Here is a 25885-nt window from a genome sequence, read left to right as displayed (position 1 = left end):
CGGATGAATTATATTTTTAAGGAATCGAGCGATTAGCGCATTTATCTGATTCGCTTTTATTCCTTATATCGCATGATCTAAAGTAATTGCGGAAGTAGAGGGGGGGTAACCGATAGCCCCATGTATATTCAAAAGCCATTGTGACTTTTTAAATTTGCAGAATTTCTTCTTTGAATATACATGGGGAGAGGAAAGTTTAGCTCTTAGCTTTTATCGGCATTTGGTTGAACGAGGGCTTTAAAATCGGCACTAGAAGGAGCTTGATAGATTTTAAGTCCAAACTCGGGTGTGATTGCAATCAGATGGTCAAAGATATCAGATTGAATCGCTTCATAATCTTTCCATGCAATTGTTTTACTAAAAGCATAAATCTCTAAAGGTATGCCTTCACTCGTGGGTTGTAACTGGCGCACCAAAATCGTTTGGTGTTGGGCAATGCCTGAATGCTGTTGTAAGTAGAATTCTACATAGGCACGAAAGGTCCCAAGATTGGTTAAACGGCGCTGATTATATTTCGATTGATTTGAAAGTTGCTGATTAAACTGAGCAAGCTCTTCATGCTTATGATCAAGATATTGATCTAGTAATAAAAATTCTTTGAGTTTGTTTTGCTCATCCTGTGTCATGAAATGAATAGAGCTTTGATCAATATAAAGTGAGCGTTTGATACGACGAACACCTGACTGAGCCATACCACGCCAGTTTTTAAAGGTATCAGTCACCAATTTATTGGTTGGAATCGTGGTAAAAGTCTTATCAAAGTTCTGCACGGTTATGGTATGTAATGACATATCAATGACATCGCCATCTGCATTAAGCGACGGCATCTCAATCCAGTCACCAATTCGCACCATATCATAAGAAGAAATTTGTACCGAAGCCACCAGTGACAAAATGGTGTTCTGAAAAACCAACATGAGCACGGCCGCCATAGCACCAAAGCCTGCGAGTAATGTAAATACATCTTTTTTTAGGAAAGTACCTAAGATCATCAGGCCACACACCAAAAAAATGATCAATTTAACCAGTTGCAAATAACCTTTAATTGGTTTGTTTCTAGATTTTGGATTACGTTGATAAATCAGATTAAAAATATTCAGTAATTCAGAAATGGCCAAAGCAATAGTCAGGAAGATAAAGGCCTGACAAGCCATTTGCACGATTGAGATAAATTTCACAGATAAATGTGGGACTGTAGTTATGCCATTTAAGATCACAATTGCTGGAACAATGTTAGCAAAGCGTTTAATCACACTATGTTCTGACAAAATTTGACTATGGCTAAAGGCCATTTTAGACACGAGCTTACGAATACCACGCACCACAATTTGCTTGGCGATAAAATTTGCAATAATGGCAAAAATAATAATAAGACTGAGAGAAGTCAGCATTTCTAGCCAAGGGTATTGATCTGACCAGTCTTGAATATTTTTAATGAACTGAAATTTTTCCAAAACCATCCTACTCTTATTGATGTAAATGAAAGGGTTAATGATCAAACTATTGTAATTATGATGCTTATTTAAGCAATTTTATCGTAGTAATCTTTACGGAGTTACGACATGTATAGTCCATAATGTTACTTAGTAGGTGCTGAGGAATGATTTTTTGAAGGTATAACCTAATTGATGAACTAAAATAAATAAATGTTGAGCTAAAAAAAGCTCCCTAATTGGGAGCTTCATTAGTGATATGAAATGCTTACCACATTAAATCATCAGGAATTACATAAGCTGCATATGGATCTTCTTCATCCGTGGTTTGCTCATTCACTTCAGAATTATTCACAATAATAAAGCCTTCCATTTTCGCATTAATACGGTCGGCTAATTCTTTTGGTAAAAAAGCATAGTTGCTATTTTCACGTGCAATAACAAGACTGCCAGCAACCAAGGCATTATAAATTTGCTGATTGATATAAAGCTTTTTGATCTTTGCGTCATCGATAAATTGATAGGTAGATTCGCCATCAGTATCACGAATTTTATGCTGATTAATCATTTGCATGATGGCAGCTTTTAATTCTTTTTCTTGCAAAACTGCTTTACGGTCTTGCTCTAAAGCGTGATCTTTTGCGATTTTTTGCTGCTGATCTTGCTCAATTTTCGCCTTGATTTCAGCATCTTTACTTTCACCAGTACGTTTTTCATGTACGGCTTGTTTTGACAATTTTTTTGCCTTTTTATTATCGACCAGACCTGCTTTAAGCAGTTGCGCCTGTAATGCATTTTTAACCATAATACGTTCCAACTAATCGTGTATATGTCGATAATGAAAATAGATGATCCAATATACTGCGCTCATGACTAAACTGAGTGCGGCAGGAATCAGGAATGCGTTTAATTTTAAATAAGGATAAAGCCAACTGGCAAGTATGCCACCAACGATAAATCCCGCCAAAATTAATAAATGTAAGACCACACGTTTAGACTCAACCGGAAGTCCACGGGCTTTATAACCCAAAGCCAAACCTAAGTCCGTCAAAACACCAGAAAGGTGTGTGGTACGAATAATGGTACCTTTATAGTGGCTAACCATTGCATTTTGTACACCCATAGCCACACATGCCCAAAGCAAAGCGTAACGTGGAAAATAGGGCAATAGTAGCCAACACAGGACAATAAAAAAAGCCACCAAGCTTAATGGGACGCCATAACGTCTGGTTAAGCTAAAGTGACTATTTCCAAGAATAAGCCCACTATAAAATGAGCCAATCACATAACAGAGTAAGACTAAAATCAAATAAATAATCGTATTTGGCTGCCATGCAATGAAGGCCATGGCTAACATACTGACATTACCGGTCATGTGAGATACTGACTGGTGCAAGATGGTCACCAGTCCAAGTACATTAATCATTCCTGCATTCACTGCGAGGAAAAAAGCACCCAGTTGTATCCAAAGCGGTAAAGTCTGTAAAGGCATGGCCTCGCCTTAAAAAGTATCCAATATCAGGATATTATCTTAAACCACGGTCTACTGCAGCTGTAAATAATACGTCAGTCGAAGAGTTTAAAGCGGTTTCTGTTGAATCTTGGAGTACGCTAATAACCATACCAATGGCTACAACTTGCATCGCGATATCACTTGAAATACCAAACAGGCCACAAGCCACTGGAATAAGCAGCAATGAACCACCAGCAACACCTGAAGCACCACATGCAGAAACGGTAGCAACGACTGATAAAATCAACATCGTGGTGAAATCAACAGAAATGCCAAAGTATGAACTGCTGCTAGTGTGAGGACTGTAATTGTGACCGATGCACCTGCCATATTGACAGTTGCACCTAAAGGAATCGCTACGCTTGCAGTTGACTCTGGTACACCAAGACGCTTTGCAAGGTCTAAGTTAACTGGAATGTTTGCAGCGGAACTACGTGTAAAGAATGCAGTGATACCACTTTCACGTAGACATTGGAAAACCAATGGGAACGGGTTTGAGCGAGTCATAAATGCCACCATTAGTGGGTTAATGACCAAAGCTACAAAGAACATGGTACCGAGTAATACCGCAAGTAAGTGCGCATAACTAACAAGCGTTTTTAGACCTGAGTCGGCAAATGTAACAGCAACCAAACCGAAGATACCAATAGGTGCAAAGTTAATCACTAAACGGATCACTTTATTCACTGCATCAGCAGCGTCAGATAAAAAGACTTTGGTGTTCTCTGATGCATGACGAAATGCAATACCTAAGGCAACAGCCCAAGCCAAAATACCAATGAAATTTGCTTCAGAAATTGCTGTAACAGGGTTTGCGACAAAACTTAATAATAAGTTTTTCAATATTTCAGCAAGACTGCCTGGCGGCACAAGGTTTTCTGCAGCAACATCAAGAATTAATGTACTAGGGAATAAAAGGCTTGCTACTACTGAACTTAAAGCAGCAAGGAACATACCAATAGCGTACATCAATATAATTGGTTTAATATATGCATTACTGCTACCCACTTTGAAATTTGCAATGGATGACAGCACAAGTACAAAGACCAGTATCGGTGCTACGGATTTCAATGCCTTAATGAATAAATCACCAAGCAAACTTAAATAGGGGGCAACGCCTGGAGCAACAACAGCAACCAATACACCTAAAATAATGGCGATAATAATTCGGGTTACTAAACTCAAGCGTGTAAATGCTGAAAACATAGGAGAGCCTTGTCAGAATTACAATGACAAAATGATGAAAATTAGCCCTGTATTTTATACGAAAATGTGGAATGCTTAAAAAATAATTTAATTTAAAAATAAACCTTTGTTTTTTATAATCTATTTTTGTGTATTAAAATGTAAACCCTTCAAAACTCACTGTTTATCAAATTCGCATTGATTAAACAGTGAGCTAATAGGCCTTTAAATTTGGTACTCAGAACTGGCTGTCGCAAGCTCTGTAACGGCTTGATAGTGGGTGAGAAAAATTTGACCACTCAAATGCGTGAGTAATTTTGAGTGCTGCAATTTGTCCATGACAGGGCCTTTGACCTCGGAAAAATGCAGTCGAATATCTAATTTTGATAATTCAGCATTTAAATCTTCCAACATTTCTAAGGCACTGAGGTCAATTGAGCTGACGCTTGAGCAATTGATAACAACATGCTCTAGGTCAATATTTTCACTGACTTCATTGATCAAGAAACCTTTAAGCGTATTGGCATTTAAAAACGAGATATTTTCATCTATACGGAGCGACAGAATATGTGGTGCGGTATAGACATGATGGCGCTGTACATTGCGGAAGTGCTGTGTGCCCTCGACTAAACCGATCACCGCAATGTGTGGACGACTGATGCGCCATAACAACAGAATAAAAGTAGAAATGATGCCAATAATGAGACCTGTAGAAATATCGATACACACCACACCGAAAAAGGTCACCCACATCGCAATCCCGTCAGCTTTTGAATAACGCCATGTATCCACAAAAGGTTTAAAGTCGACTAATTTCCAAATGGAAACAATAATCGTGGCCGCCAAAATGACTAAAGGTAAGTCTTGGAAAAAACCAGTGAAGTAGAGACTGACAACGATAATCAGCAATGACGACAACACGCCAGCCACCGGTGTTTTTGCACCTGCATCTGCATTAACAACTGTACGAGATAAGCTACCCGTCACTGGAAAGGCAGAGCTAACACCTGCGCTTAGATTGGCTAAACCTAAAGCGATCAACTCTTGGTTACTATTAAGTTGGCTTCGTTGTTGTAAGGCAGTGGCTTGGGCGATAGACAGTGACTCAACAAAACTGATCATGGCAATCATTGTTGCACCGGGCAGTAAGGTTTGTACCAATTCCCAGTTCCAATGTGGAAAGCTTAAGGGTGGAAAACCTGAAGGAATTTCACCGACAGTTTTAATGCCGACATTTTGCAGGTCAAATAACATCACCGATGCAATCGAGATCACCACTAATATCAGTGGCAGTGCTTTACTTAGAAAGGCTGTAGAGCCGAATCTAGATTGAATTGATTGAGTCGCCAATATTTTCGGCACATAGATTAAAAACAGTATGGCCAGCACACCAAAGATGAATGAAGCAAAGTGAGTCAAACTCAGATATTCCCACAAACTTAAAACAAACTCAGGGATGTTGTTGGCTTTTAGCGGGACATCGACGAGAAACTTAAACTGACCAAGTGCAATGAGCAGTGCCGAAGCAATAATGAAGCTTTTAATGACAGGATGACTGATCAACTGAATTAAAAAACCAAAACGTAGTACACCTAGCATCAGAGAAATCAGTCCGACCATTAAGGCCAAAAGTGTAGCGGCTTCAATATAAACAGGCGAACCGACTTCAAATAGTGGATTGAGCGTGGCGAAGGTCATCATCGAAATGATTGCCACAGGGCCTATCGATAAGGTTGAACTTCCACCAATGAGGGCGTAGACAATCATCGGTAAAATACTGGCATATAAACCCATGATTGGAGGTAAACCTGCCAGCATGGAATAGGCCATACCTTGAGGAACCAACATGGCAATCACGATCAGCGAAGCAAGTACATCAGATTTAAATTTCACGGGGCTGTAGTGCTGTAACCACTGCCAAGCTGGAAATTTCTGTAAGATATGAGGTTTTAAATCTGACATAAACTTATCTAAATCACAATTTCATATATATTATGCATAAAAAATGCTAAGAAGTCTTGTGCAATAAATTTTGAGCGTACAACATTGCAGTACATTTGTGGGATATATAAGAAACCATCATTCTAAATGAATTAATAAAAAGTATGAGCTGATTTAAAGCTTTGGATATTCGATATAAATATAGATATTGAAATTTTGAAGAAGTCTGGAGGGTAAATTTAGATATTGAATTGCTGTCCATTGCGATAATTCATCTATAGTGGTGCAAGAACAGCATGTCTGGCTTGAAATTTTAAAATAACTGAGTGTTATTTATAAGATTGGTTGCAATACAATTGGTAAAGAGTATTGAGAACTTGAACTAAATTTGCATCTTTAATTGAATAATAAATTTGCTTACCATCACGACGCGTGGTCACAACATCACTTTTACGTAACATCATTAATTGTTGTGAGAGGGTTGGCTGTTTAATATCAGTGATTTCTTCAATCTGAGACACATTCAATTCTTGCTGTGCTAGATGACATAAAATTAGTAGACGATCCGTATTTGCCAGCGACTTTAAAACGCCCACGACTAATTCGGCAGAATCACGCATAGTAGTGATTTCCAGATCGGTATTCATTGGATATGTCCATACGATTAACAACAGCTCAAGTATACGGATATCACGGCTTAATACATTGAATAAATAAGACAATTTCTATGGTTTTTTATGAAATCAAATATCATTAATTTTTATAAGTTTAAATTTAGTTAATCAGTTAAATTTATTGCTTGATTTTAGTGCAAGCTTTCACAAAATGCACATAAATATAAGACATTAGCTTAAAAAATCATGCACACTTTGAAAATAATTGTATCATCTAAAGATCGTATTCAATAAATACACAAGGGATAAATAGTCATGACAACAGATTCAGCTTTTCCAGCAACGAGTAATTTAGGTATCGCAGTATATAGTAATAACGCTGAAGCGATTGGTAATACACCTTTAGTTCGTATTAATCGTGCGATTCAGTCAGAAGCAACGGTCTTGGCTAAAGTTGAAAGCCGTAACCCAGCATTTTCAGTGAAATGTCGTGTAGGTGCAGCTCTCATTGCAGATGCAGAAGAAAAAGGTTTATTAAAACCGGGTATGCATATTGTAGAACCTACAAGTGGCAATACAGGCATTGCTTTGGCATTTGTTGCAGCAGCGAAAGGTTATGCAATTACATTAACCATGCCAGCAAGTATGAGTATCGAACGCCGTAAGGTGTTGAAATCTTTTGGTGCAAATCTCGTATTGACTGAACCTGCTAAAGGCATGAAAGGTGCAGTCGAAGAAGCACAGCGCCTCGTTGCCGAACATCCTGAAACGTATTATTTACCACAACAGTTTGAAAACCCTGCAAACCCTAAAATTCATGAATTGACCACTGGCCCAGAAATTTGGGAAGCAACTGGTGGTAAAGTGGATATTTTAGTATCGGGTGTAGGTACAGGTGGTACGATTTCTGGCATTTCAAGTTATTTTGAAAAAGTGAAAAATCAGCCACTTTATTCTGTTGCGGTAGAACCTGCTGAATCTCCGATTATTGCCCAAGCGAAAAAAGGCGAAACACTTACTCCTGGGCCACACAAAATTCAAGGGATTGGCGCTAACTTTATTCCGGGTAACTTAGATCTAGACCTTGTTGATGAAGTGATCGGTATTGAAAGTGCTGAAGCAATTGAGTGGGCGCGTAAAACGGCAACTCATGACGGTATATTAGTGGGTATCTCTAGCGGTGCTGCTATGGCTGCGGCGGCAAAACTTGCTGCACGTCCTGAGAATGCAGGCAAAACCATTGTGGTCATTTTACCGGATGGTGGTGAACGTTACCTTTCTTCAGTTTTATTTGAAGATATTAGTGCTGACTAATAATTCTGACATGAAAAAAAGCCCATTCAATTGAATGGGCTTTTTTATTGATGATTTTGCTATTTGTACGTGTCTTAAGCCGCGTCTTGATCATCGTTTTTGGGATTTTGTTGTTTAATTTTTCGTTTAGGCGGTTCATGTCCTAACTTTCTAGCGATGTATTTAAACAGGAAGCCTAAGAGTATGCATATCGTGACAGCAGGGATAACCACTTGAGTGAGCCAAACATCAATATGATCTAGACTCCAACTTAAAATTAAAAATAAAAAAGCACACAAATATGCGCAGTTAAAGCAAATGTTCGACAGTTTGTACATGCGAAAGAGAGTAATTCGTTTGGTGGTCACGAATCTCTATCTTACTGAATAATGAGGAAAGGTGTAGTTTTAATATCAGAAAAATAAACTAATTGAATAATCATTATTCAATATTATTGATTATGTTTTTAAATCTTCGCAATTCTTTATACCTTAAAGAAAAGCCTTGCTGTGAGTCAGAAAAACTTGACCTTCCCATTGTGGTAAAGTTTAAGATATAGCCTAAAACAAGCACATATGATTGGGATGTTGCCATGACAGATTCGACAGAACGCAAACTTTTTGATGGCACACTTGCTATTGAAGGGATGACCTGTGCTTCATGTGTGGCACGGGTGGAAAAAGCCTTAAAAAAAGTCGATGGCATCACTGATGCTCAAGTGAATTTAGCCACTGAAACAGCACATGTTCAGAGTGATAAAAATGTGGATTATTCTGCTGTAATTCAGGCCGTTGAAAAGGCAGGTTTTGGCGTTGCACAAAAGCAGCTTGAACTTGAAATTGAAGGGATGACCTGTGCTTCTTGTGTGGCACGGGTGGAAAAAGCCTTAAAGATAGTTCCAGAAGTCATCGATGCAAAAGTGAATTTGGCAACTGAAAAAGCCACGATTACGGCATTGGCATCTGTTGAAAATTCTGCATTGGCGAAGTCCGTAGAAAAAGCAGGTTTTCATATTGCACAGCCCAATATTGAATTAAATATTGATGGAATGACCTGTGCTTCATGTGTGGCACGGGTTGAAAAAGCCTTAAACGCTGTAGACGGTGTCAATAAAGCAACGGTAAATTTAGCCAGTGAAAAAGCCTTTGTTCAGGCTCCCGCTTCAAAAACACAAGAATTGATCGCGGCAGTTAAAAAAGCGGGATACAGTGCTAGCATTGCTACGCAGCAACAACCGACAATGGCAGAAAAAAAAGCCGACGAAGCTCGGTTACTCAAACGTGATTTAATCATCGCATTGGTACTCGCTGTTCCTGTTTTTATCTTGGAGATGGGATCACACATGATTCCAGCTTTTCATCATTTTATTGCGCATAATTTAGGGACACAAAATAGTTGGTATATTCAGTTTATATTAACCACTTTGGTGTTAATCCTACCCGGAAGACGCTTTTATCAGCACGGCATACCAGCACTTGCGCGACTTGCCCCGGATATGAATTCTTTGGTCGCAGTCGGGACTTTATCTGCTTATAGTTTTTCTTGTGTAGCAACATTTGCTCCGCAATTATTACCGCAAGGTACGGTTCATGTGTACTTTGAAGCAGCCGCAGTAATTGTGGCGTTGATTCTTTTGGGTCGTTTTATGGAGGCGAAAGCCAAAGGTAAAACATCGCAAGCTATTCAATACTTAGTCGGCATGCAACCCAAAACAGCACGTGTAGAGCAATCTGGAAGCTATATAGATTTGCCGATTAGTGATGTTGAAACAGGTATGTTGATTGAAATACGGCCTGGTGAACGTTGCCCAGTCGATGGCACCGTGGTGTCTGGGAATAGTTATATTGATGAATCCATGATCAGTGGAGAGCCGATTCCTGTCGAGAAAAAAGCCGGTGATCAAGTTGTCGGTGGTACGATTAACCAAAATGGGGTATTGAAAATACTAGCCACTGCGGTAGGTCAAGATTCTGTTTTGGCACAAATTATTCATATGGTTGAACAGGCTCAGGGTTCAAAATTACCGATTCAAGCTTTGGTGGATAAAGTCACGTTATGGTTTGTACCGGTGGTAATGGCGTTGGCGTTGATAACCTTTTTAGTTTGGTATGTAGTTGGACCTGAACCGAGTTTAACCTATGCCTTAGTCAATGCTGTAGCAGTACTGATCATCGCATGTCCATGTGCAATGGGTTTGGCAACACCAACGTCTATTATGGTCGGTACAGGGCGAGGTGCAGAGCTTGGAGTATTGTTCCGTAAAGGTGAAGCCTTACAACAACTCAAAAATACACAAGTGGTTGCAGTTGATAAAACAGGGACATTGACGGAAGGTAAACCTAAACTGACTGATTTTGAAGTCACTGAAGCTTTTGATAAAGATCGCGTATTTCAGTTATTGGCCTCTGTAGAGCAGAAATCTGAGCATCCGATTGCCTATGCCATTGTTCAAGCTGCGAAAGAGATGCAAGTGCAACTTTTAGAGGTTGAGCATTTTGATTCCGTGACTGGTGCTGGGATTCAGGCCGTTGTTGAAGGACAAAGCATTTTTATCGGTGCAGATCATTTGATGCATAAACTTGGTTTAGATACACAAATCTTTTCATCACTGGCGGAACGCATGGGCAATGAAGGGAAAACCCCGCTCTATGTATCGATTGATCAACAGCTTGCTGGCATTGTTGCTGTAGCCGACCCGATCAAAGCTACAACCTTTACAGCCATTCAAGCTTTGCATGATTTAGGGCTGAAAGTGGCCATGATTACAGGTGATAACCGACATACTGCCACTGCCATAGCACGACAGTTGAAGATTGATCATGTGATCGCTGAAGTAATGCCAGACCAAAAAGTGCAATCTGTACAACAGTTGAAAAAAGAACATGGTGTTGTTTGTTTTGTGGGCGATGGTATTAATGATGCGCCTGCACTTGCTCAAGCAGATGTGGGCATGGCGATTGGTACAGGGACAGATGTGGCGATAGAGGCCGCGGACGTTGTGCTTATGTCGGGTAATTTACAAATGGTGCCGACAGCGATCGCACTGAGTACTGCGACGATGAATAATATTCGCCAAAACCTATTTTGGGCATTTATTTACAATGCAGCATTGATTCCTGTCGCTGCAGGTGTGTTATATCCATTCTTTGGCATATTGCTTTCACCTATGTTCGCCGCAGGTGCAATGGCACTTTCATCGGTGTTTGTTGTGTCAAATGCCTTACGTTTAAAAGCATTTAAAGGGCCAGTTTTTCAGGAGTCTTGAGATGAATATTGGACAAGCAGCGAAAGCATCGGGCATTTCTGCAAAAATGATCCGCTATTATGAATCGATTGGGCTGTTAAATAATGCGCAGCGCACCGATGCCGGCTATCGAGTTTACTCGGAAGCCGATATTAAAACCTTGAGTTTCTTAAGACATGCGCGTGATTTAGGTTTTTCTTCTGAACAAATGAAAGATTTACTTGGGCTTTGGAAAAATCAAAGTCGGCAAAGTGTAGAAGTTAAAGCATTGGCGTTAAAACATATCCAGACCTTAAATCAAAAAATCGCAGACTTACAGGCCATGGTTGAGATCTTGCAACAGTCTGTCGATGGCTGTGCCGGTAATGATCAAGCCGATTGTACGATTTTAAATCAAATCGAAACGGGCATGGCTGAGTGCTGCCATACAGCAAAGATTTAAATCCGCTTGACCTTACAATCGTGGCAAGGTTTATAGTGTTGTTATTAGAAAAGAAGGATGAATATCATGAAATTTCGTATTGATAATATGACATGCGGTGGTTGTGCCCGTAGCGTAACAGCAACGATTAAAGACTTAGACGAAAATGCAACGGTCACTATTGATGTAGCTACAAAATTAGTTGACGTTGAATCTAGTGCCAGTGCAGAGCAATTGATTAGCGCTTTAACCGAAGATGGCTTCCCACCTGTGATTGCATAACCTAGATATTGTTTAATGAAAAAAAAGCCGAACAATTGTTCGGCTTTTTTATTTATAAATCAATTCTATACGGCTGAAATTTTATCTGGCGTCATCAGCGCCTGATTAATATATAGCTTGATTAAGCGTTCACGTGAACCGATTGATTTTTGATAATGCGTTGAATTGAGGAGTAGGGATGCACCATAAGTGACCGTCCAAATATAAGATAAATAATCACGTATCGACATTGCGCTTTCAAGTGATTTTAGATAATCACTGGTCATATCCTTAATTTCAATAATACGTTCTTCACGAACACGATAGAGCTCTTCAAATAACTCTTTTAATTTACGTTCATTATTGGTTAAGCGTTCTTCAATGACATGTAATAATATAGTTCTATTAGAATTCAACATATTATAAAGCATATATTGTGAAACATAAGTTTTAATATCATGATTATATTTTTTTGAAATTTCTAATAATCGTTTTTCATTTAAGATAATCAGTTCTAAATATAATTGGTTTTTACTTTTAAAATGTTTATAAATCGTGCCTTTGGCAATATCTAGTTCACAAGCTAACTCACTTAAGGTGATGTCTTGATTATTATCTAATAGCAGGGTTTCTGCCATGGCTAAAATTTTTTCCTTGCGAAGGATAAAATTTTGTTGGCGTACTGAACTCATGATAACTGTTCCATAAACATCTTGAGGGTGAACAAGCCTAGCTTAAGCTAAATCTTGTGAATCTTACATTCCACTATGGTCTCAAATATTACATAAATTGGTTTAAAAATAAACACATTAGTAGAGTGCGTAAAACATATAGAATTCATAGCATAAAATTAATGTCAATAAAACTGAACCCTTGAGGTCATTTTTTTGAAATAAAATTCCATTTTTATTTTTTTTAATTTATTGTCTTTTCGCTTTTACAACAAAAGCAGCATTTAACAAAACGGTCTTGGTTGTTATGTTATTAATACACCCTAAATTAAACATGATTATAGGTACTATTATGTTTGGTTTTAATCAATTACCAATTATAAATTTATTCAATTCAATAAATTTATTTAATTGTAATAAAATAATGCTGCTCAAAATATCAGGTGGTTATTTTCCACTTGTCGGTAAAAACACATTATCTATATCCATTTTAGATATCTATCTGAAAAAACAGATCTTTAAAAAATCCACACAAAATTGATTTGATGATTTTGTGCGGGAGCGTGCAACTTTAAAAAAGTACTTTGTCAAAGACGCTGACAAAGCCTGTAGAAAAGGAAAGTACAATGCCAATATACAATGCGCCGTTAAAGGACATGGACTTCATCTTAAATGATGTATTCAATGCAGATGAGTTCTGGCAGTCAAATGAAAACTTAGCTCATATTGATATGGCGACTGCAAATGCCATTTTAGAAGAAATGGCTAAGTTTTCTAAAAACGTTATTCTAGACTTGAACCGTACTGCAGATGAAGAAGGTGGCGCGCAGTTTAGTAATGGTGTTGTTACTACGCCTACAGGGTTTAAAGACGCTTTTAAACAATTCGCCGAAGGTGGTTGGGTTGGTTTAGGCGCTTCTGAAGAATGGGGCGGCCAAAACATGCCGAAAATGTTGACGGTACTTGCTGACGAAATGATTTGGAGTACCAATCCATCATTTATGTTGTATCCACTACTGACTGTGGGTGCAGGTATGGCGATTAATGACCGTGCTTCGCAAGAGCAAAAAGAAACCTATCTTCCAAAATTTTATACGGGTGAATGGTCAGGCACTATGTGTTTAACTGAACCACATTCAGGGACTGATTTGGGGATCATTAAAACCAAAGCAGAGCCGAATGAAGATGGTTCATTTAACATTACAGGCACTAAAATTTTCATCACCAGTGGTGAACATGATCTGTGTGAAAACATCATCCATCTTGTGTTAGCAAAAACGCCAAATGCACCTGCGGGCTCACGTGGCATTTCATTGTTTATCGTTCCAAAATTCCATGTCAATGCCGATGGCTCAGTCGGTGAACGTAATGCTGTTTCAGCGGGTTCAATTGAACACAAGATGGGTATTAAAGGTTCTGCAACGTGTGTTATGAACTTTGATGGTGCCAAAGGTTATATCGTTGGTAAAGAAAACGAAGGTCTTGCGGCGATGTTTGTCATGATGAACTACGAACGTTTATCGATGGGTATCCAAGGGATTGGCGCAGCAGAATTTGCTTACCAAAATGCTGCACAGTATGCGGCTGATCGTCTACAAGGTCGTTCTGCGACAGGTGTGAAATCTCCTGAAAAACCAGCAGACTCTATTTTAGTACATGGTGATGTACGTCGTATGTTGTTGAATGTACGCGCCAACAACGAAGCATCTCGTGCATTTGCTGTGTATGTTGGTCAGCAACTGGATATTACAAAATATTCAACTGACGAAGCTGCTGTGAAAAAAGCCAATGACCGCGTGGCTTTATTGACACCTATTGCAAAAGCCTACCTAACAGATACAGCCCTACAAGCTACTTTAGAAGCGCAAATGTGTTTTGGTGGTCATGGCTATATCCGTGAATGGGGTATGGAGCAATGCATTCGTGACTTACGTATTTCACAGATTTACGAAGGCACAAATGGCGTACAAGCGATTGATTTAATTGGACGTAAAACCACGAAATGTAATGGTGCATTTATTGCCGAATACATTACTGAAATTCGTGATTTTGCTGCAACCATGGCAGATTCAAAAGTTAAATCTGCAGCATTGCAAGTTTCTGACGAAGTTGAAGCATTAACGCAATTCATTATTGAACAATCTAAAACTACACCAGACTTTAGCAGTTCGGTTGCAGTCGATTATCTGCATGCAGTTGGTTTACTCAGCTTTGTTTATATGTTTGCACGTATTAGCAAAGCTGCGGCTGCAAAACCAGAGAGCTTCTTCCAAAACAAACTGGTACTCGCAGATTTCTATGTTGAGAAAGTTCTACCTGACCTTGCTGCCCGTGCTCAACGCATTAAAGCAGGTTCTGAACTTATCATGCAGCTATCTGAAGAATACTTCACCGCTCAATCTTAAAGTTTCATCGAAACCACTGTGAAAAACATTAAGATGGAAAATCTGAGGAACCAGTCATGGTTCCTTGGGGTTAAAAGATTTAAAACAGGATGAAATAAGAAATGATTGTAATTGTAGATGGCGTACGTACAGCGATGGGTGGTTTTCAGGGTTCACTTTCATCTTGTACAGCCCCAGACTTAGGTGCTGCAGCGATTCAGGCTGTTGTTGCACGTGCAGGTTTAGAACCTACAGATATTGACGAAGTTATTTTTGGCTGTGTATTACCGGCTGGTCTTAAACAAGGTCCTGCACGCCAAGCGATGCGTCAAGCAGGCTTACCAGATACAACGGGTGCCACCACGATTAATAAAATTTGTGGTTCAGGCATGAAGGCAGTGATGCAAGCAGCTGATGCGATTAAAGCCGGTTCTGCTAATATTGTGGTTGCTGGTGGTATGGAGTCGATGTCAAATGCGCCATATTTACTTGAAAAAGCGCGTTCAGGCTATCGTATGGGTCATGGTAAAACCACAGACCACATGTTTCAAGAAGGCTTAGAAGATGCTGAGACAGGTTTGTCGATGGGCATCCTTGCACAAGATATGGCAGATAAAAAAGGCTATACCCGTGAACAGCAAGATGCTTTTGCCATCAACTCACTCAATAAAGCCGTTGCAGCGATTCAAGGTGGTTTCTTTAAAAATGAAATCGTGCCGGTTACCGTTAAAAGCCGTAAAGGTGACGTCGTTGTTGACACAGATGAACAGCCTTTAAGTGCTAAGCCTGAAAAAATCCCTACACTGCGTCCTGCATTCAAAAAAGACGGCACGATCACAGCTGCCAATGCCAGCTCAATTTCTGACGGTGCATCTGCTTTGGTGGTTACATCAGAAGAAACGGCTCAAGCACGTGGTTTAAAACCACTAGCAAAAGTCGTTGCTTATGCTACAAATTCACAGCATCCGTCAGAGTTCACGATTGCTCCAGTCGGTGCTATTGAGAAAGTACTTGCACAAGCCGGTTGGGATGCACAAGAAGTTGACCTGTGGGAAGTCAATGAAGCATTTGCCATGGTTACAATGCTGGCGATTGATGGATTTAACTTAGATGAAGCAAAAGTGAACATTCATGGTGGTGCTTGCTCACTTGGTCACCCACTAGGTTCATCAGGTTCACGTATTATTGTGACGCTGATTCATGCCTTAAAACGCACTGGCGGTAAAAAAGGTGTCGCAGCACTGTGTATTGGTGGCGGTGAAGCAACTGCAATTGCGGTTGAACTGATTTAATTTGCCTCAATTTATATAAGTAAGCTTTTAGATAAGTACGTTTTTAGATAAGCAATAACAAACGCTATCTCAGTTCGCTGGGATGGCGAAAAAAGATGTTTATTTTGAGATATTTATTTTTTGAGATTTAATTATGAATGGTTTAGATCGCATTCGCTTACTCTCCCTTCGCGACAAAGTAATGTCTGCTGAAAAAGCGATTGAGTTAATTCAAGATGGTTCAGTGGTTGGTTTAAGTGGTTTTGGTGGTGCAGGTGAGGCAAAGACGGTTCCATTGGCACTTGCAGATCATGCAGTTTCACATCCTCTTCGTATCACGTTGGCAACGGGTGCTAGTTTAGGAAATAGTATCGATGGTCGCCTCAATGCGGCGCATGCGATAGAACGTCGTTATCCATATCAGGCAGATCCTGGTTTACGTAAAGCCATTAACGCTGGCGAGGTCATGTATATTGACCAACACTTGTCTGAAATGGCCGATAATATTCGTCATCATAATTTACCGCGCATTAATGTGGCCGTTATTGCAGCGACTGCAATTACAGAAGATGGTCAAGTTATTCCGACAGGTTCATGTGGTAACTCAGCCAATTTCATTGAAATGGCAGATCATGTGATTATTGAAATTGATAATACGATTAACCCAGTGCTAGAAGGTGTACATGATATTTATGTGCCGAAAGCGCGACCAAACCGTGGGCCAATTCCACTGACTCAGGTCGGTGAACGTATTGGTACGATTGGGATCAATGTCAGCCCCGATAAGATTTCAGCTATTGTGTTGAATGATCTGCCAGATACCCAGTTTAAAATGGATGAACCTGATGCTGAAACCCTAGCGATTGCTCAGCACCTGATTGATTTCTTTGAAGGTGAAGTGGCAGCAGGGCGTTTGCCTGAAAATTTAGGCCCGCTACAGTCAGGTGTGGGTTCGATTGCCAATGCTGTATTCGCAGGTTTTGAGCATTCGAATTTTCATGATTTGGAAATGTATTCAGAAGTACTACAAGACTGTACTTTCCAGCTAATTGATTCTGGAAAAATGAAATTTGCCTCAGGCTGTTCAATGACATTGTCTGAGCCTTGTGCACAGCACGTGATGAACAATTTTGATCAGTACAAAGACAAAATTGTGTTACGTCCACAAGAGCTATCCAATAACCCTGAAATCATTCGACGTTTAGGCATTATCGCGATTAATACGGCGCTTGAGTTTGATATTTACGGAAACGTAAATTCGACCCATGTGACGGGTACGAAAATGATGAACGGTATCGGTGGTTCAGGAGACTTTACTCGTCATGCGCACATTGCCATTTTCGTAACCAAGTCGATTGCAAAAGGTGGTGCGATTTCATCTGTGGTGCCAATGGTGAGTCATACCGACCATACTGACCACGACGTTGACATCGTGGTTACAGAGCAGGGCTTGGCAGATTTACGTGGTCTTTCACCACGTGAGCGTGCACGTAAAGTCATTGAAATCTGTGCACATCCAGATTATCGCGCAGCATTGTTGAGCTACTTTGAACGCGCATGTGAGCTTGGTGGTCAAACGCCGCATATTTTAAAAGAGGCTTTGTCTTGGCATGCCACTTTTGAAGAAACCGGTTCAATGCGTCAAATCGTATAAATCTAAAGATTGAAAATATTTAAATAAGCCCACAATCAAGTGGGCTTATTTATTATGAAAGACTACAAATGTTTCAAAACATGACAAAAGAAAAACAACGCCACTTAGTTTGAAACTTTTGCACAACATGAACGGTCTTAAGTTCTCTTCAAGGCTTTCTATAATGCAAAACTCATTGACAAAGAAGGTCAGTATTTTGAAAAAGATTCAATTATTTTCTGCGATGTTGTTCGCAGTTCTCCTCACTGCATGTAAACAAAGTCCAGCGCCTGATTATGCTGGAACATGGCAAAATACCGCAGTAGATCCGCAACTTGAAAATGCGCTGATTATTAGTAAAAATGGTGAAAACTATTTCATTACCAATACTTTAAAAGATAAACAAAGTGGTAAATCTGAAAAGAAAAATCCTGTACCTGCATCTGTTGCTGAATCTGGTCTACTCGCTGTAAACTCTGGTACAGGTGCTGTTGAATTTGCGATTGACGAAAAAACGGGAAATTTAGTCGGGTCTGGATCCATTTATAAAAAAGTAAAATAGATCAATTATCTATAGCTGCAAAAATATCAAAAGCAGCCTCTAAATTGGGCTGCTTTTTTAACTTTAAAGCGAATGTTTATTTGCTTTAACTCAGTTCAGAGCCAAAGAGAAATCATGGATAAAATAATCCGCTTTATTTTTGATTTGCTCAATTTCGTGCTCTGAATATGCGTCATACAGCGCAACCACTTCAATACCCGCAGCATTTGCGGCTTCTACACCAATGAGTGAATCTTCAAAAATTAAACATTCTTCAGGTTTTACTGCAAAATGTTCAATCGCCTGTAAATAGACTTCAGGATGAGGCTTAATATTTTTGACACTTTCACGGGTCAGGATCAGATCAAAGCTATTTTCAAAATGCAGCTTTGGATAAATGTTAATATTTTTTTGATATCGATAAATATTTTGTAGGCTGGTCGTGGTGGTAATTGCCACCTGAATGCCTTGCTGAATAAGCTGTTGAACAAATAACGCTGCATGTGGTTTAAGCAAGATGATATGTTCTAAAAAATGCTGTGAAATGGCATATCGTTGCTGTTTGATTTGATCTGCTGTGTGTTGTTCAATCTTATAAGTATCTTTTAGATAGTTACAGTACATTAAGTAAGGGTCTGGTGTGTTTTTAAATAATTGCAGCTGAATGTCACGTTCACGTTGAATTAAACCGAGTTGGATAGTTTGTCCAGTTAACTGTTGAATCAAATCTGCATCGACCTGATTCCACACACCAACAGAATCGATAAGTGTGCCATCTAAATCAAAACAAACCAGTTTTTTTCCTTGAAGCATGTTGATATCCAAATTCGAGCTGTGTCTATTATGCGGACTGATTGGAGTGTTGAAAAGCTGATTGCAACTGAGCAGGCTAAACTGGCGTTTCATCTGCAATAAAAGTAATATTTCGTTATTGGCTTTTTGTATAATTCAGCAGATGATGCACAGCATAACTTGCATTATTTAATTAGGGACTAAATCTTTCGTGTTTGAATTGGACTGTAAACTTCTTAGCATTTTTTTTCATGTTTATAAGTACAAAAATGTGTCGCAAGCTGCCGAGCACTTGCAGATGAGTCAGCCTACAGTCAGTAATATTTTAAATAAAATACGACAGCATTATAACGACCCCTTATTTTTACGTATCGGCAATGAAATGGTGCCTACGGAGTTATCGCGTCAATTATTTCCTTTAGTTAGCGAAGCCTTGAGTAAAGTCGAAGCCATTAATAATTTTACGATTAATTTTGATCAAGCCATTTCAGATCAACAATTTACTTTGGCCATGACCGATGTTTCGCATTTGGTTTTATTGCCTAAAATCAGCCAATATCTAAAAAAACACGCGCCACAAATACGTCTGAATGTACGCCCGATTACCACTGAAACCAGTTATCAAATGGCGAATGGTGAAATTGATTTAGCATTGGGGTTTTTACCGCATTTGGAAAGCGGTTTTTATCAACAAAAACTGTTTGAGCAATATTATGTGGTGATTGCAGCTAAGGATCATCCACGATTAACGGGTGACACCATTACAACTGAGCAATATTTATCAGAGTCGCATATTGATATTGATGCTGGGATGGGGCACTACCATATTGAAAATGAGTTGCTTAACCTTGATTTAAAACGTGATATTTTGATGCGATTACCTAGTTATCTAGGTGTGGGCTTGGTTGTGCAAGACACTGATGCGATTGCTACTGTGCCGTACTACTTGAGTGAAGTATTGCTTTCGCGCGGCAACTTAAAAATATTTGACGCACCGATTGCATTTCCAACCTATGGCGTGAAGCAATATTGGCATATGTCCTGCCATCATAAAACCAGCCATCAATGGCTACGTCATATGTTCCATGAAATCTTAGTGAAGTAAAAAAATACCATTAAAAGATCTCATGCAGAAAATTGATTGCTAGACGTTTAGTGAATAAAAGCATAAGTATTCCACTAATCGATAAATGCAATTTTGTGATAAATATTGTCAATTAACTTATTTTTCATCATAAAGCTGACTGATTAGCATGTGAATTAGTTATCACTTTTTATGAAAAAAATATGAGCGGCAAATCTAAACCTTTAATTATTACGGCGATCGTCATTGTGGTGATCGCTGCTTTCGTATATTTCCAAGCTAAAAAATCTACTCCTGACACTTCAACGGCTGCAATTGCGCAAAAAGATCAGAAAGCGGTAGTTATTGCCTATCAAACTGGTGTTGATCCGAGCAAAGTGGCGCAGGCCAATGGCGATTATGAAAAAGACAGCCAACAGCCCATAGAATGGAAAAAATTTGATGCTGGCGCAGACGTTGTAAATGCTTTGGCATCAGGTGATGTCAGTATTGGCAATATTGGTACCAGTCCTTTAGCTGCTGCTGCCAGCCGTGATTTACCTATTGAAGTATTTTTTGTGGCAGCCAAACTTGGTGCTTCAGAAGCCTTAGTGGTGAGCAATAAATCAGGCATTGAAAAACCTGAAGACTTAAAGGGCAAAACCATTGCTGTCCCTTTTGTTTCTACAGCACATTACAGCCTGCTTTCTGCATTGAAGCATTGGAATCTGTCAGAGTCTGACGTCAAAATTATTAACTTACGCCCGCCTGAAATTTCTGCGGCGTGGGAACGTGGCGATATTGACGCGACTTATGTATGGGAACCTGCTTTAAGCAAGGCGAGTGCCACAGGTAAAGTTCTGACCGATTCTAAGCAAGTTGCAGAATGGGGCGCACCAACCTTTGATGTCTGGGTGGTTCGTAAAGACTTTGCAGAGAAAAATCCAGAGTTTTTAAAATCTTTCGTTCAAACTTCTTTAAAGAAAATAGATGAATACAATCAAGATCCGAAAGCGTTTGAAGCGAATACTGCTTATATCAATAGCATTGCGCAATTAACCGGTTCTGATGCGAAAGATATTCCATTGCTGCTATCTGGCAATATTTATTTGAACCAGCAGCAGCAAGCTCAAAGTTTCAGCACAGATTTTGCCACGAATATTTTAGATACAGCGACCTTTTTAAAAGCCCAAGGCAAAGTAGATAAAGTTAAAGCTGATTACAAGGACAATGTAACAGCCTTATTTGTTCAGCCTTAAGGATGTGAAAATGAGTATCTTAAAAGCGGAAAATATTAGCCTGACCTATCCTGAACATGAGGTGGCTGTACTAAAAAATATCAATTTGGACGTGCCTGAATCGACTTTAACGGTTGTACTTGGCGAGTCTGGCTGCGGCAAAACGACGCTTTTAAATATTCTGGCGGGTTTTCAACCGGTGAGCGCTGGCCACGTCAAAATCGATGATGAAGTTTTAACTGGCCCAGATGCAAGACGTGCTGTGGTCTTCCAAGAACATGCCTTACTGCCTTGGCTCAATGTGTCAGATAACGTGGCATTTTCCTTGAAATTAAAAGGCTTAAAAAGTACGGAGATAAAGTCACAAGTTGCATCTATTTTAAATACCGTAGGGCTGTCGCATGTGGCAAATGCCAATATTGGGGAACTTTCAGGCGGTATGAAACAGCGCGTCGGTATTGCACGTGCCTTGATTAGTCATGCACCATTTATTTTGCTGGATGAACCCTTTGCAGCACTCGATGCATTTACCCGAGAAAGCATGCAGGAGTTTGTGCTCAATTTATGGATTAAAGAGAAAAAAGGTTTCTTCCTCATTACCCATGATATTGAAGAGGCGCTTTTATTAAGCAATCAATTGGTACTGATGACAGCGCGCCCGGGGACGATTGTTGAAACGCTCAAGCTAGATTTTGCTGAGCGCTATAGAAACGGTGAATCTATACGTGCAATTAAATCTGATCCGCAGTTTATTCAGCTACGTGAAATGTTGTTTGAACGCTTAAAAGCGCAAAAATTACATGCGGTGGAGTCTTAATATGAATACGCAAATTCAAAAATTAAATAAGGCTCATCTAAGCGAAAATCGTGCAGAAGCAGCAACATTAAACAGAAGTTCATCTATTTCTATATTTAGAAAAAATTTGCCACTTATTGTGAGCATCGGCAGCGTGCTGAGCTTGCTGGTGCTTTGGTTTGTCGTAACCACTTTGAAAATTATTCCTGAGCTGTTTTTACCAAGTCCAGCAGCGGTATGGCAGAAGTTTATTGAAGTCAGCCAGCAAGGTTTTATGAAAGCCACGCTTTGGCAGCATTTGGCTGAAAGTATTGGCCGTGTGTTTAGCGCACTCATTGGTGCTATTGTGATTGGTGTGCCTTTAGGTTTATGGATGGGACTGAACAAATGGGTACGTGCTGTATTTGATCCACTAGTGGAGCTACTCCGTCCCATTCCACCGCTTGCATACTTACCGCTATTGGTGATTTGGTTTGGTATTGGTGAAACCACCAAAGTACTGCTGATTTTCTTTTCTATTTTGGCGCCAATTATTATCAGGAGTGCTCATGGTGTGATCAGCCACCAAAAAAACCGTGAACGCGCAGCATTATCTTTAGGCGCAACGCGCTTGCAGGTTTTGCAATATGTGATTTTACCTACAGCTTTGCCGCACATATTAACGGGTGTGCGCATTGGCTTGGGCGTGGGCTGGTCAACACTGGTGGCAGCAGAGTTGGTTGCTGCTGATCGCGGTATTGGTTTTATGGTGCAGTCTGCGGCTCAGTTCCTAATTACTGATATCGTGATTCTTGGGATTATTGTGATCGCGATTGTCGCAGTAAGTTTTGAGTTATTTTTACGTTGGCTGCAAAAGCAGTTGGCGCCTTGGTATGGCCAACAGCTGTAAACAGATTTAGAGATTGAAGAAGATTTGATTATGTCATTGCAAGCGAAGCAAATTAACCCAAACATTGGCGCCGTTATTGAGGGTATCGATTTAAACCATGCCGATACACCGGTGCTGCTGGAAATAAAACAAGCCCTATTGCAGCATCAAGTGATCTTTTTTAGAAAGCAAGCGCTTAGCGCACAGTCGCAAGTGAGGTTGGCAAAAACCTTTGGTACTTTGCATATTCATCCGATTTACCCTGCGATGGATGATGCCCCGGAAGTGATTGTACTGGATAGCCACAGACAAGATTTAAGAGACAATGATCTTTGGCATACTGATGTGACCTTTAGTCAGACACCACCGTTGGGCTGTGTGCTGCAAGCGATTAAAATCCCTGAGTTTGGTGGGGATACGCTCTGGGCCAGCGGTACAGCTGCTTTTAATGCACTCAGTAAAGATTTAAAACAGCAACTACGCGGTTTAACAGCAACACATGATATACGTAAATCTTTTCCATTAGAGCGCTTTGGCACAACAGCAGCAGACCGTGAAAGGCTTGAAAATAGTTTCCGTAAAAATCCGCCAGTAGTGCATCCGGTCGTACGTACACACCCCGAAACTGGTGCTGAAGTGTTGTTTGTGAATGAGGGATTTACAACACAAATTAATGAATTAAATGCACAAGAGAGCGATGCATTGCTGACATTCTTGTTTGAACATGCAGTGAAGGAAGAATTTCACTTGCGCTGGAAATGGCAAGAAGGTGATGTCGCTATTTGGGACAACCGCTGCACGCAGCACAAAGCGCTGTTGACTATGGTGATGCGCACCGCATTATGCATCGTGCAACTGTGAATGGCTCGGTATCATTTTATAAAGCAGTCAGTTAATGCAATAAAAAGTCCTGAATAATCAGCAAAAGCCCAATGCCCATATTGGGCTTTTACTTTTTTGAAAGATAAATTTTTAGAAACAGCCCAAAAATATTCAGTTAATGCACAAGGATGATGCATCGTTCAAATGCACATAGGTTCAATAATAGAGCAAAAAAGTGTTAGCCCAAGAATTTACATGCAGCGCTATACAGTCAAAAGATCGGTATTACTATTTTTTAAAACCGTAATACTAAATTGGCATAGCCTTTGCTTTTCTACTTACATCATAAAGTGATCTAGGGTTCCGATACATTTCTATGTATGACTGCGACCGAGAGTTCACGGCTTCGTTTTAATTCAAAGCAAAGCTGCACGGAGGGATAAAAGCCCGGGAGGTAAATAGTTAAGAATTAGGCAGAGGCTGCAATGAGCACAACACATTATCATGATGATAAAGAACTATGGACTGAACTTTTACCGGGTGGACACCACTGGTCAGCGCGTATTCAGCGTGGGGCAGTATTACAGCTTAAATCGCTAGGGCAAAATGCCAATGTGGCACTGTACTGTGTAAATAGTGAAGATAAGCTTGAACGCTATAACATGCCAGATAGCCTTAAAGGGCAACACACGGCGTATTTAAGTACAGGTCATATTTTGGCGTCGGATTTAGGACGTGCCATGATCTCGATAGTCAAAGATGATCACGCTTGGAATGATGCGTTTTGTGCACCAAGTACCGCATCACAAATTGAAAACCAATTTGGCAGTAAAACTTTCCAAGATGCCCGTAATGATATGTACCGCAACGGCAAAGATAGCTTATTGCTTGAAATGACCAAGTTTGGTTTATCTGCAACAGACCTGAGCAGTACTTTAAATTTATTCTCTAAAGTTCAACCTGATGACAATGGCAACTTAAGTTATGTTGCTTCGGACAATACAGATCAAGTGATTGCACTTCGCTTTGAATTGGATTGTTTGGTCTTTTTATCTGCTGCACCACACGCTTTAGATAACAGCACGGAATATGCACCTGCGGATGTTCAATTGTCTTTATATAAAGCACTTCCTTTAGGCGACAGTGATGTATGCCGTAATTCATGCCCGCAAAATCAGAGAGCATTTCAAAACAATAATCGTTACTACGCACTCAGCGCTTAATTGGGGAGAATAATCATGACAGCTTTAGCTAATTTACAAAACAGCTTAGAAAAAACGGTCCTTAGCGAAGTATGTTCTGCCGGTGAAGCATGGATGTGCGAAGTCCAAAAAGGGCAATACTTCCGTATCGTGGATTTAGAGGGCAACCAAGCGGTCGATACGCTCTTTATCTCGGCATCAAACCCTGAAGAGCGTTATAGCGCCACTGATACCTTAGCGATTAATCAACAAATCTATTTAGAAAAAGGCACAGCTCTATACACCAACTTTGGCAACAAAATTGCCAGCATTCATGATGATAATTGCGGTCGTCACGATACTTTAGGCGGTGCATGTTCATGTGAAAGTAACACCGTTCGTTATGCACATGACAAATATCCAATGCACAGTTGCCGTAACAATTTCATGATTGCATTGTCTCAGCATCCAATTGCCAAAAAACATGGCTTAAACGTACGTCACATCGGCCCAAACATTAACTTCTTTATGAATGTGCCTGTGACTGCGGAAGGTCATCTTAAATTTGATGATGGTATTTCTGCGCCTGGAAAATATGTAGAGATTAAAGCCGAAATGGATTTAATTGTCCTCATTTCTAATTGCCCACAACTAAACAACCCATGTAATGCTTATAACCCTACAAAAATTCAACTGATCGTCCGTGAAGGTGAGGAGTAA

At 39.9% G+C, this 25885-nt stretch carries 21 protein-coding genes, 3 pseudogenes and 1 riboswitch; of the genes and pseudogenes, 16 read left to right on the top strand and 8 right to left on the bottom strand.

Annotated elements, in window-relative coordinates:
* Positions 1–203: 203 nt before the first annotated feature.
* From FTU02_RS03200 to FTU02_RS03175, 6 genes and pseudogenes are all read right to left on the bottom strand, one after another.
* A complete protein-coding gene (locus FTU02_RS03200) occupies positions 204–1454 on the bottom strand; it encodes a mechanosensitive ion channel family protein (protein ID WP_180107103.1) in 1251 nt (416 codons plus the stop codon).
* Between the two features lie 247 nt (positions 1455–1701).
* Entirely contained in the window at positions 1702–2238 is a 537-nt protein-coding gene (locus tag FTU02_RS03195; RefSeq protein ID WP_180011723.1) for a DUF2058 domain-containing protein, read from the bottom strand.
* A 12-nt stretch (positions 2239–2250) separates the two neighbouring features.
* The gene (locus tag FTU02_RS03190) at positions 2251–2925 is read right to left on the bottom strand and encodes a YoaK family protein (RefSeq protein WP_078193804.1); all 675 of its coding nucleotides are present in this window, start codon (positions 2923–2925) and stop codon (positions 2251–2253) included.
* A 34-nt stretch (positions 2926–2959) separates the two neighbouring features.
* Positions 2960–4152: pseudogene (sstT, locus tag FTU02_RS03185) on the bottom strand (serine/threonine transporter SstT).
* Between the two features lie 204 nt (positions 4153–4356).
* Positions 4357–6093: a SulP family inorganic anion transporter gene (locus tag FTU02_RS03180; protein ID WP_180155756.1), complete on the bottom strand. Its 1737-nt coding sequence runs from the start codon at positions 6091–6093 to the stop codon at positions 4357–4359.
* A 308-nt stretch (positions 6094–6401) separates the two neighbouring features.
* On the bottom strand, positions 6402–6719 hold the full coding sequence (locus FTU02_RS03175; RefSeq protein WP_078193801.1) for a helix-turn-helix transcriptional regulator: 318 nt from the start codon (positions 6717–6719) through the stop codon (positions 6402–6404).
* Between the two features lie 282 nt (positions 6720–7001).
* On the opposite strand from FTU02_RS03175, the gene cysK reads away from it, so the two are divergent.
* From cysK to FTU02_RS03155, 5 genes and pseudogenes are all read left to right on the top strand, one after another.
* Positions 7002–8000 (top strand): cysteine synthase A, encoded by a 999-nt coding sequence (gene cysK / locus FTU02_RS03170; protein ID WP_111884368.1) that lies wholly within the window; start codon positions 7002–7004, stop codon positions 7998–8000.
* 571 nt (positions 8001–8571) lie between these two features.
* A pseudogene (locus tag FTU02_RS16490) lies at positions 8572–8781 on the top strand (heavy metal-associated domain-containing protein); the annotation flags it as partial.
* A complete protein-coding gene (locus FTU02_RS03165; RefSeq protein ID WP_373684199.1) occupies positions 8761–11244 on the top strand; it encodes a copper-translocating P-type ATPase in 2484 nt (827 codons plus the stop codon). The pseudogene FTU02_RS16490 and the gene FTU02_RS03165, both read left to right, overlap by 21 nt.
* Before the next feature lies 1 nt (position 11245).
* Complete coding sequence (gene cueR, locus FTU02_RS03160; protein ID WP_111884371.1) at positions 11246–11665, top strand: Cu(I)-responsive transcriptional regulator; 420 nt, start codon at positions 11246–11248, stop codon at positions 11663–11665.
* A gap of 66 nt (positions 11666–11731) precedes the next feature.
* Positions 11732–11926 carry a heavy-metal-associated domain-containing protein gene (locus tag FTU02_RS03155; protein ID WP_078190942.1) on the top strand — a complete coding sequence of 65 codons (195 nt, stop codon included), beginning with the start codon at positions 11732–11734 and terminating at the stop codon, positions 11924–11926.
* Between the two features lie 65 nt (positions 11927–11991).
* Here FTU02_RS03155 and FTU02_RS03150 read toward each other — a convergent pair whose 3' ends face one another.
* Positions 11992–12597 (bottom strand): TetR/AcrR family transcriptional regulator, encoded by a 606-nt coding sequence (locus FTU02_RS03150; RefSeq protein WP_078190941.1) that lies wholly within the window; start codon positions 12595–12597, stop codon positions 11992–11994.
* Between the two features lie 605 nt (positions 12598–13202).
* On the opposite strand from FTU02_RS03150, the gene FTU02_RS03145 reads away from it, so the two are divergent.
* The 4 genes from FTU02_RS03145 to FTU02_RS03130 all read left to right on the top strand — a co-directional run bounded on the left by FTU02_RS03145 (position 13203) and on the right by FTU02_RS03130 (position 18426).
* Positions 13203–14981, top strand: coding sequence for an acyl-CoA dehydrogenase C-terminal domain-containing protein (locus FTU02_RS03145; protein ID WP_180155752.1), 1779 nt, complete (start codon positions 13203–13205; stop codon positions 14979–14981).
* A gap of 101 nt (positions 14982–15082) precedes the next feature.
* The gene (locus tag FTU02_RS03140; RefSeq protein ID WP_180008861.1) at positions 15083–16252 is read left to right on the top strand and encodes a thiolase family protein; all 1170 of its coding nucleotides are present in this window, start codon (positions 15083–15085) and stop codon (positions 16250–16252) included.
* A 133-nt stretch (positions 16253–16385) separates the two neighbouring features.
* Complete coding sequence (locus FTU02_RS03135; protein ID WP_171319206.1) at positions 16386–17885, top strand: succinate CoA transferase; 1500 nt, start codon at positions 16386–16388, stop codon at positions 17883–17885.
* A 223-nt stretch (positions 17886–18108) separates the two neighbouring features.
* Positions 18109–18426: a hypothetical protein gene (locus FTU02_RS03130; protein WP_111884393.1), complete on the top strand. Its 318-nt coding sequence runs from the start codon at positions 18109–18111 to the stop codon at positions 18424–18426.
* A 90-nt stretch (positions 18427–18516) separates the two neighbouring features.
* Here FTU02_RS03130 and FTU02_RS03125 read toward each other — a convergent pair whose 3' ends face one another.
* Positions 18517–19218 carry an HAD family phosphatase gene (locus FTU02_RS03125; protein ID WP_180155750.1) on the bottom strand — a complete coding sequence of 234 codons (702 nt, stop codon included), beginning with the start codon at positions 19216–19218 and terminating at the stop codon, positions 18517–18519.
* A gap of 190 nt (positions 19219–19408) precedes the next feature.
* Between FTU02_RS03125 and FTU02_RS03120 the strand changes: the two genes are divergently transcribed.
* The 7 genes and pseudogenes from FTU02_RS03120 to FTU02_RS03090 all read left to right on the top strand — a co-directional run bounded on the left by FTU02_RS03120 (position 19409) and on the right by FTU02_RS03090 (position 25885).
* Positions 19409–20302, top strand: coding sequence for a LysR substrate-binding domain-containing protein (locus FTU02_RS03120; protein WP_078190935.1), 894 nt, complete (start codon positions 19409–19411; stop codon positions 20300–20302).
* 182 nt (positions 20303–20484) lie between these two features.
* Positions 20485–21519 carry a taurine ABC transporter substrate-binding protein gene (gene tauA / locus FTU02_RS03115; RefSeq protein WP_180120206.1) on the top strand — a complete coding sequence of 345 codons (1035 nt, stop codon included), beginning with the start codon at positions 20485–20487 and terminating at the stop codon, positions 21517–21519.
* Positions 21520–21529: 10 nt separating this feature from the next.
* Positions 21530–22315: a taurine ABC transporter ATP-binding protein gene (locus tag FTU02_RS03110; protein ID WP_180120204.1), complete on the top strand. Its 786-nt coding sequence runs from the start codon at positions 21530–21532 to the stop codon at positions 22313–22315.
* 1 nt (position 22316) lies between these two features.
* On the top strand, positions 22317–23183 hold the full coding sequence (gene tauC / locus FTU02_RS03105; protein WP_180155748.1) for a taurine ABC transporter permease TauC: 867 nt from the start codon (positions 22317–22319) through the stop codon (positions 23181–23183).
* Between the two features lie 30 nt (positions 23184–23213).
* Positions 23214–24058: pseudogene (tauD, locus tag FTU02_RS03100) on the top strand (taurine dioxygenase).
* A gap of 270 nt (positions 24059–24328) precedes the next feature.
* Positions 24329–24440: riboswitch (guanidine-I (ykkC/yxkD leader) on the top strand.
* A 29-nt stretch (positions 24441–24469) separates the two neighbouring features.
* Positions 24470–25207 (top strand): urea amidolyase associated protein UAAP1, encoded by a 738-nt coding sequence (locus FTU02_RS03095; RefSeq protein ID WP_180155746.1) that lies wholly within the window; start codon positions 24470–24472, stop codon positions 25205–25207.
* A gap of 15 nt (positions 25208–25222) precedes the next feature.
* Positions 25223–25885, top strand: a complete 663-nt coding sequence (locus tag FTU02_RS03090) for an urea amidolyase associated protein UAAP2 (protein ID WP_180155744.1) — start codon at positions 25223–25225, stop codon at positions 25883–25885.

The sequence above is a fragment of the Acinetobacter sp. YH12045 genome (assembly GCF_013419925.1).
In the GTDB taxonomy this organism is placed as follows: Bacteria; Pseudomonadota; Gammaproteobacteria; order Pseudomonadales; family Moraxellaceae; genus Acinetobacter; species Acinetobacter amyesii.
The sequence above is the reverse complement of the archived record's forward strand: the minus strand, read 5'-3'. Positions and strand labels throughout refer to the sequence as shown.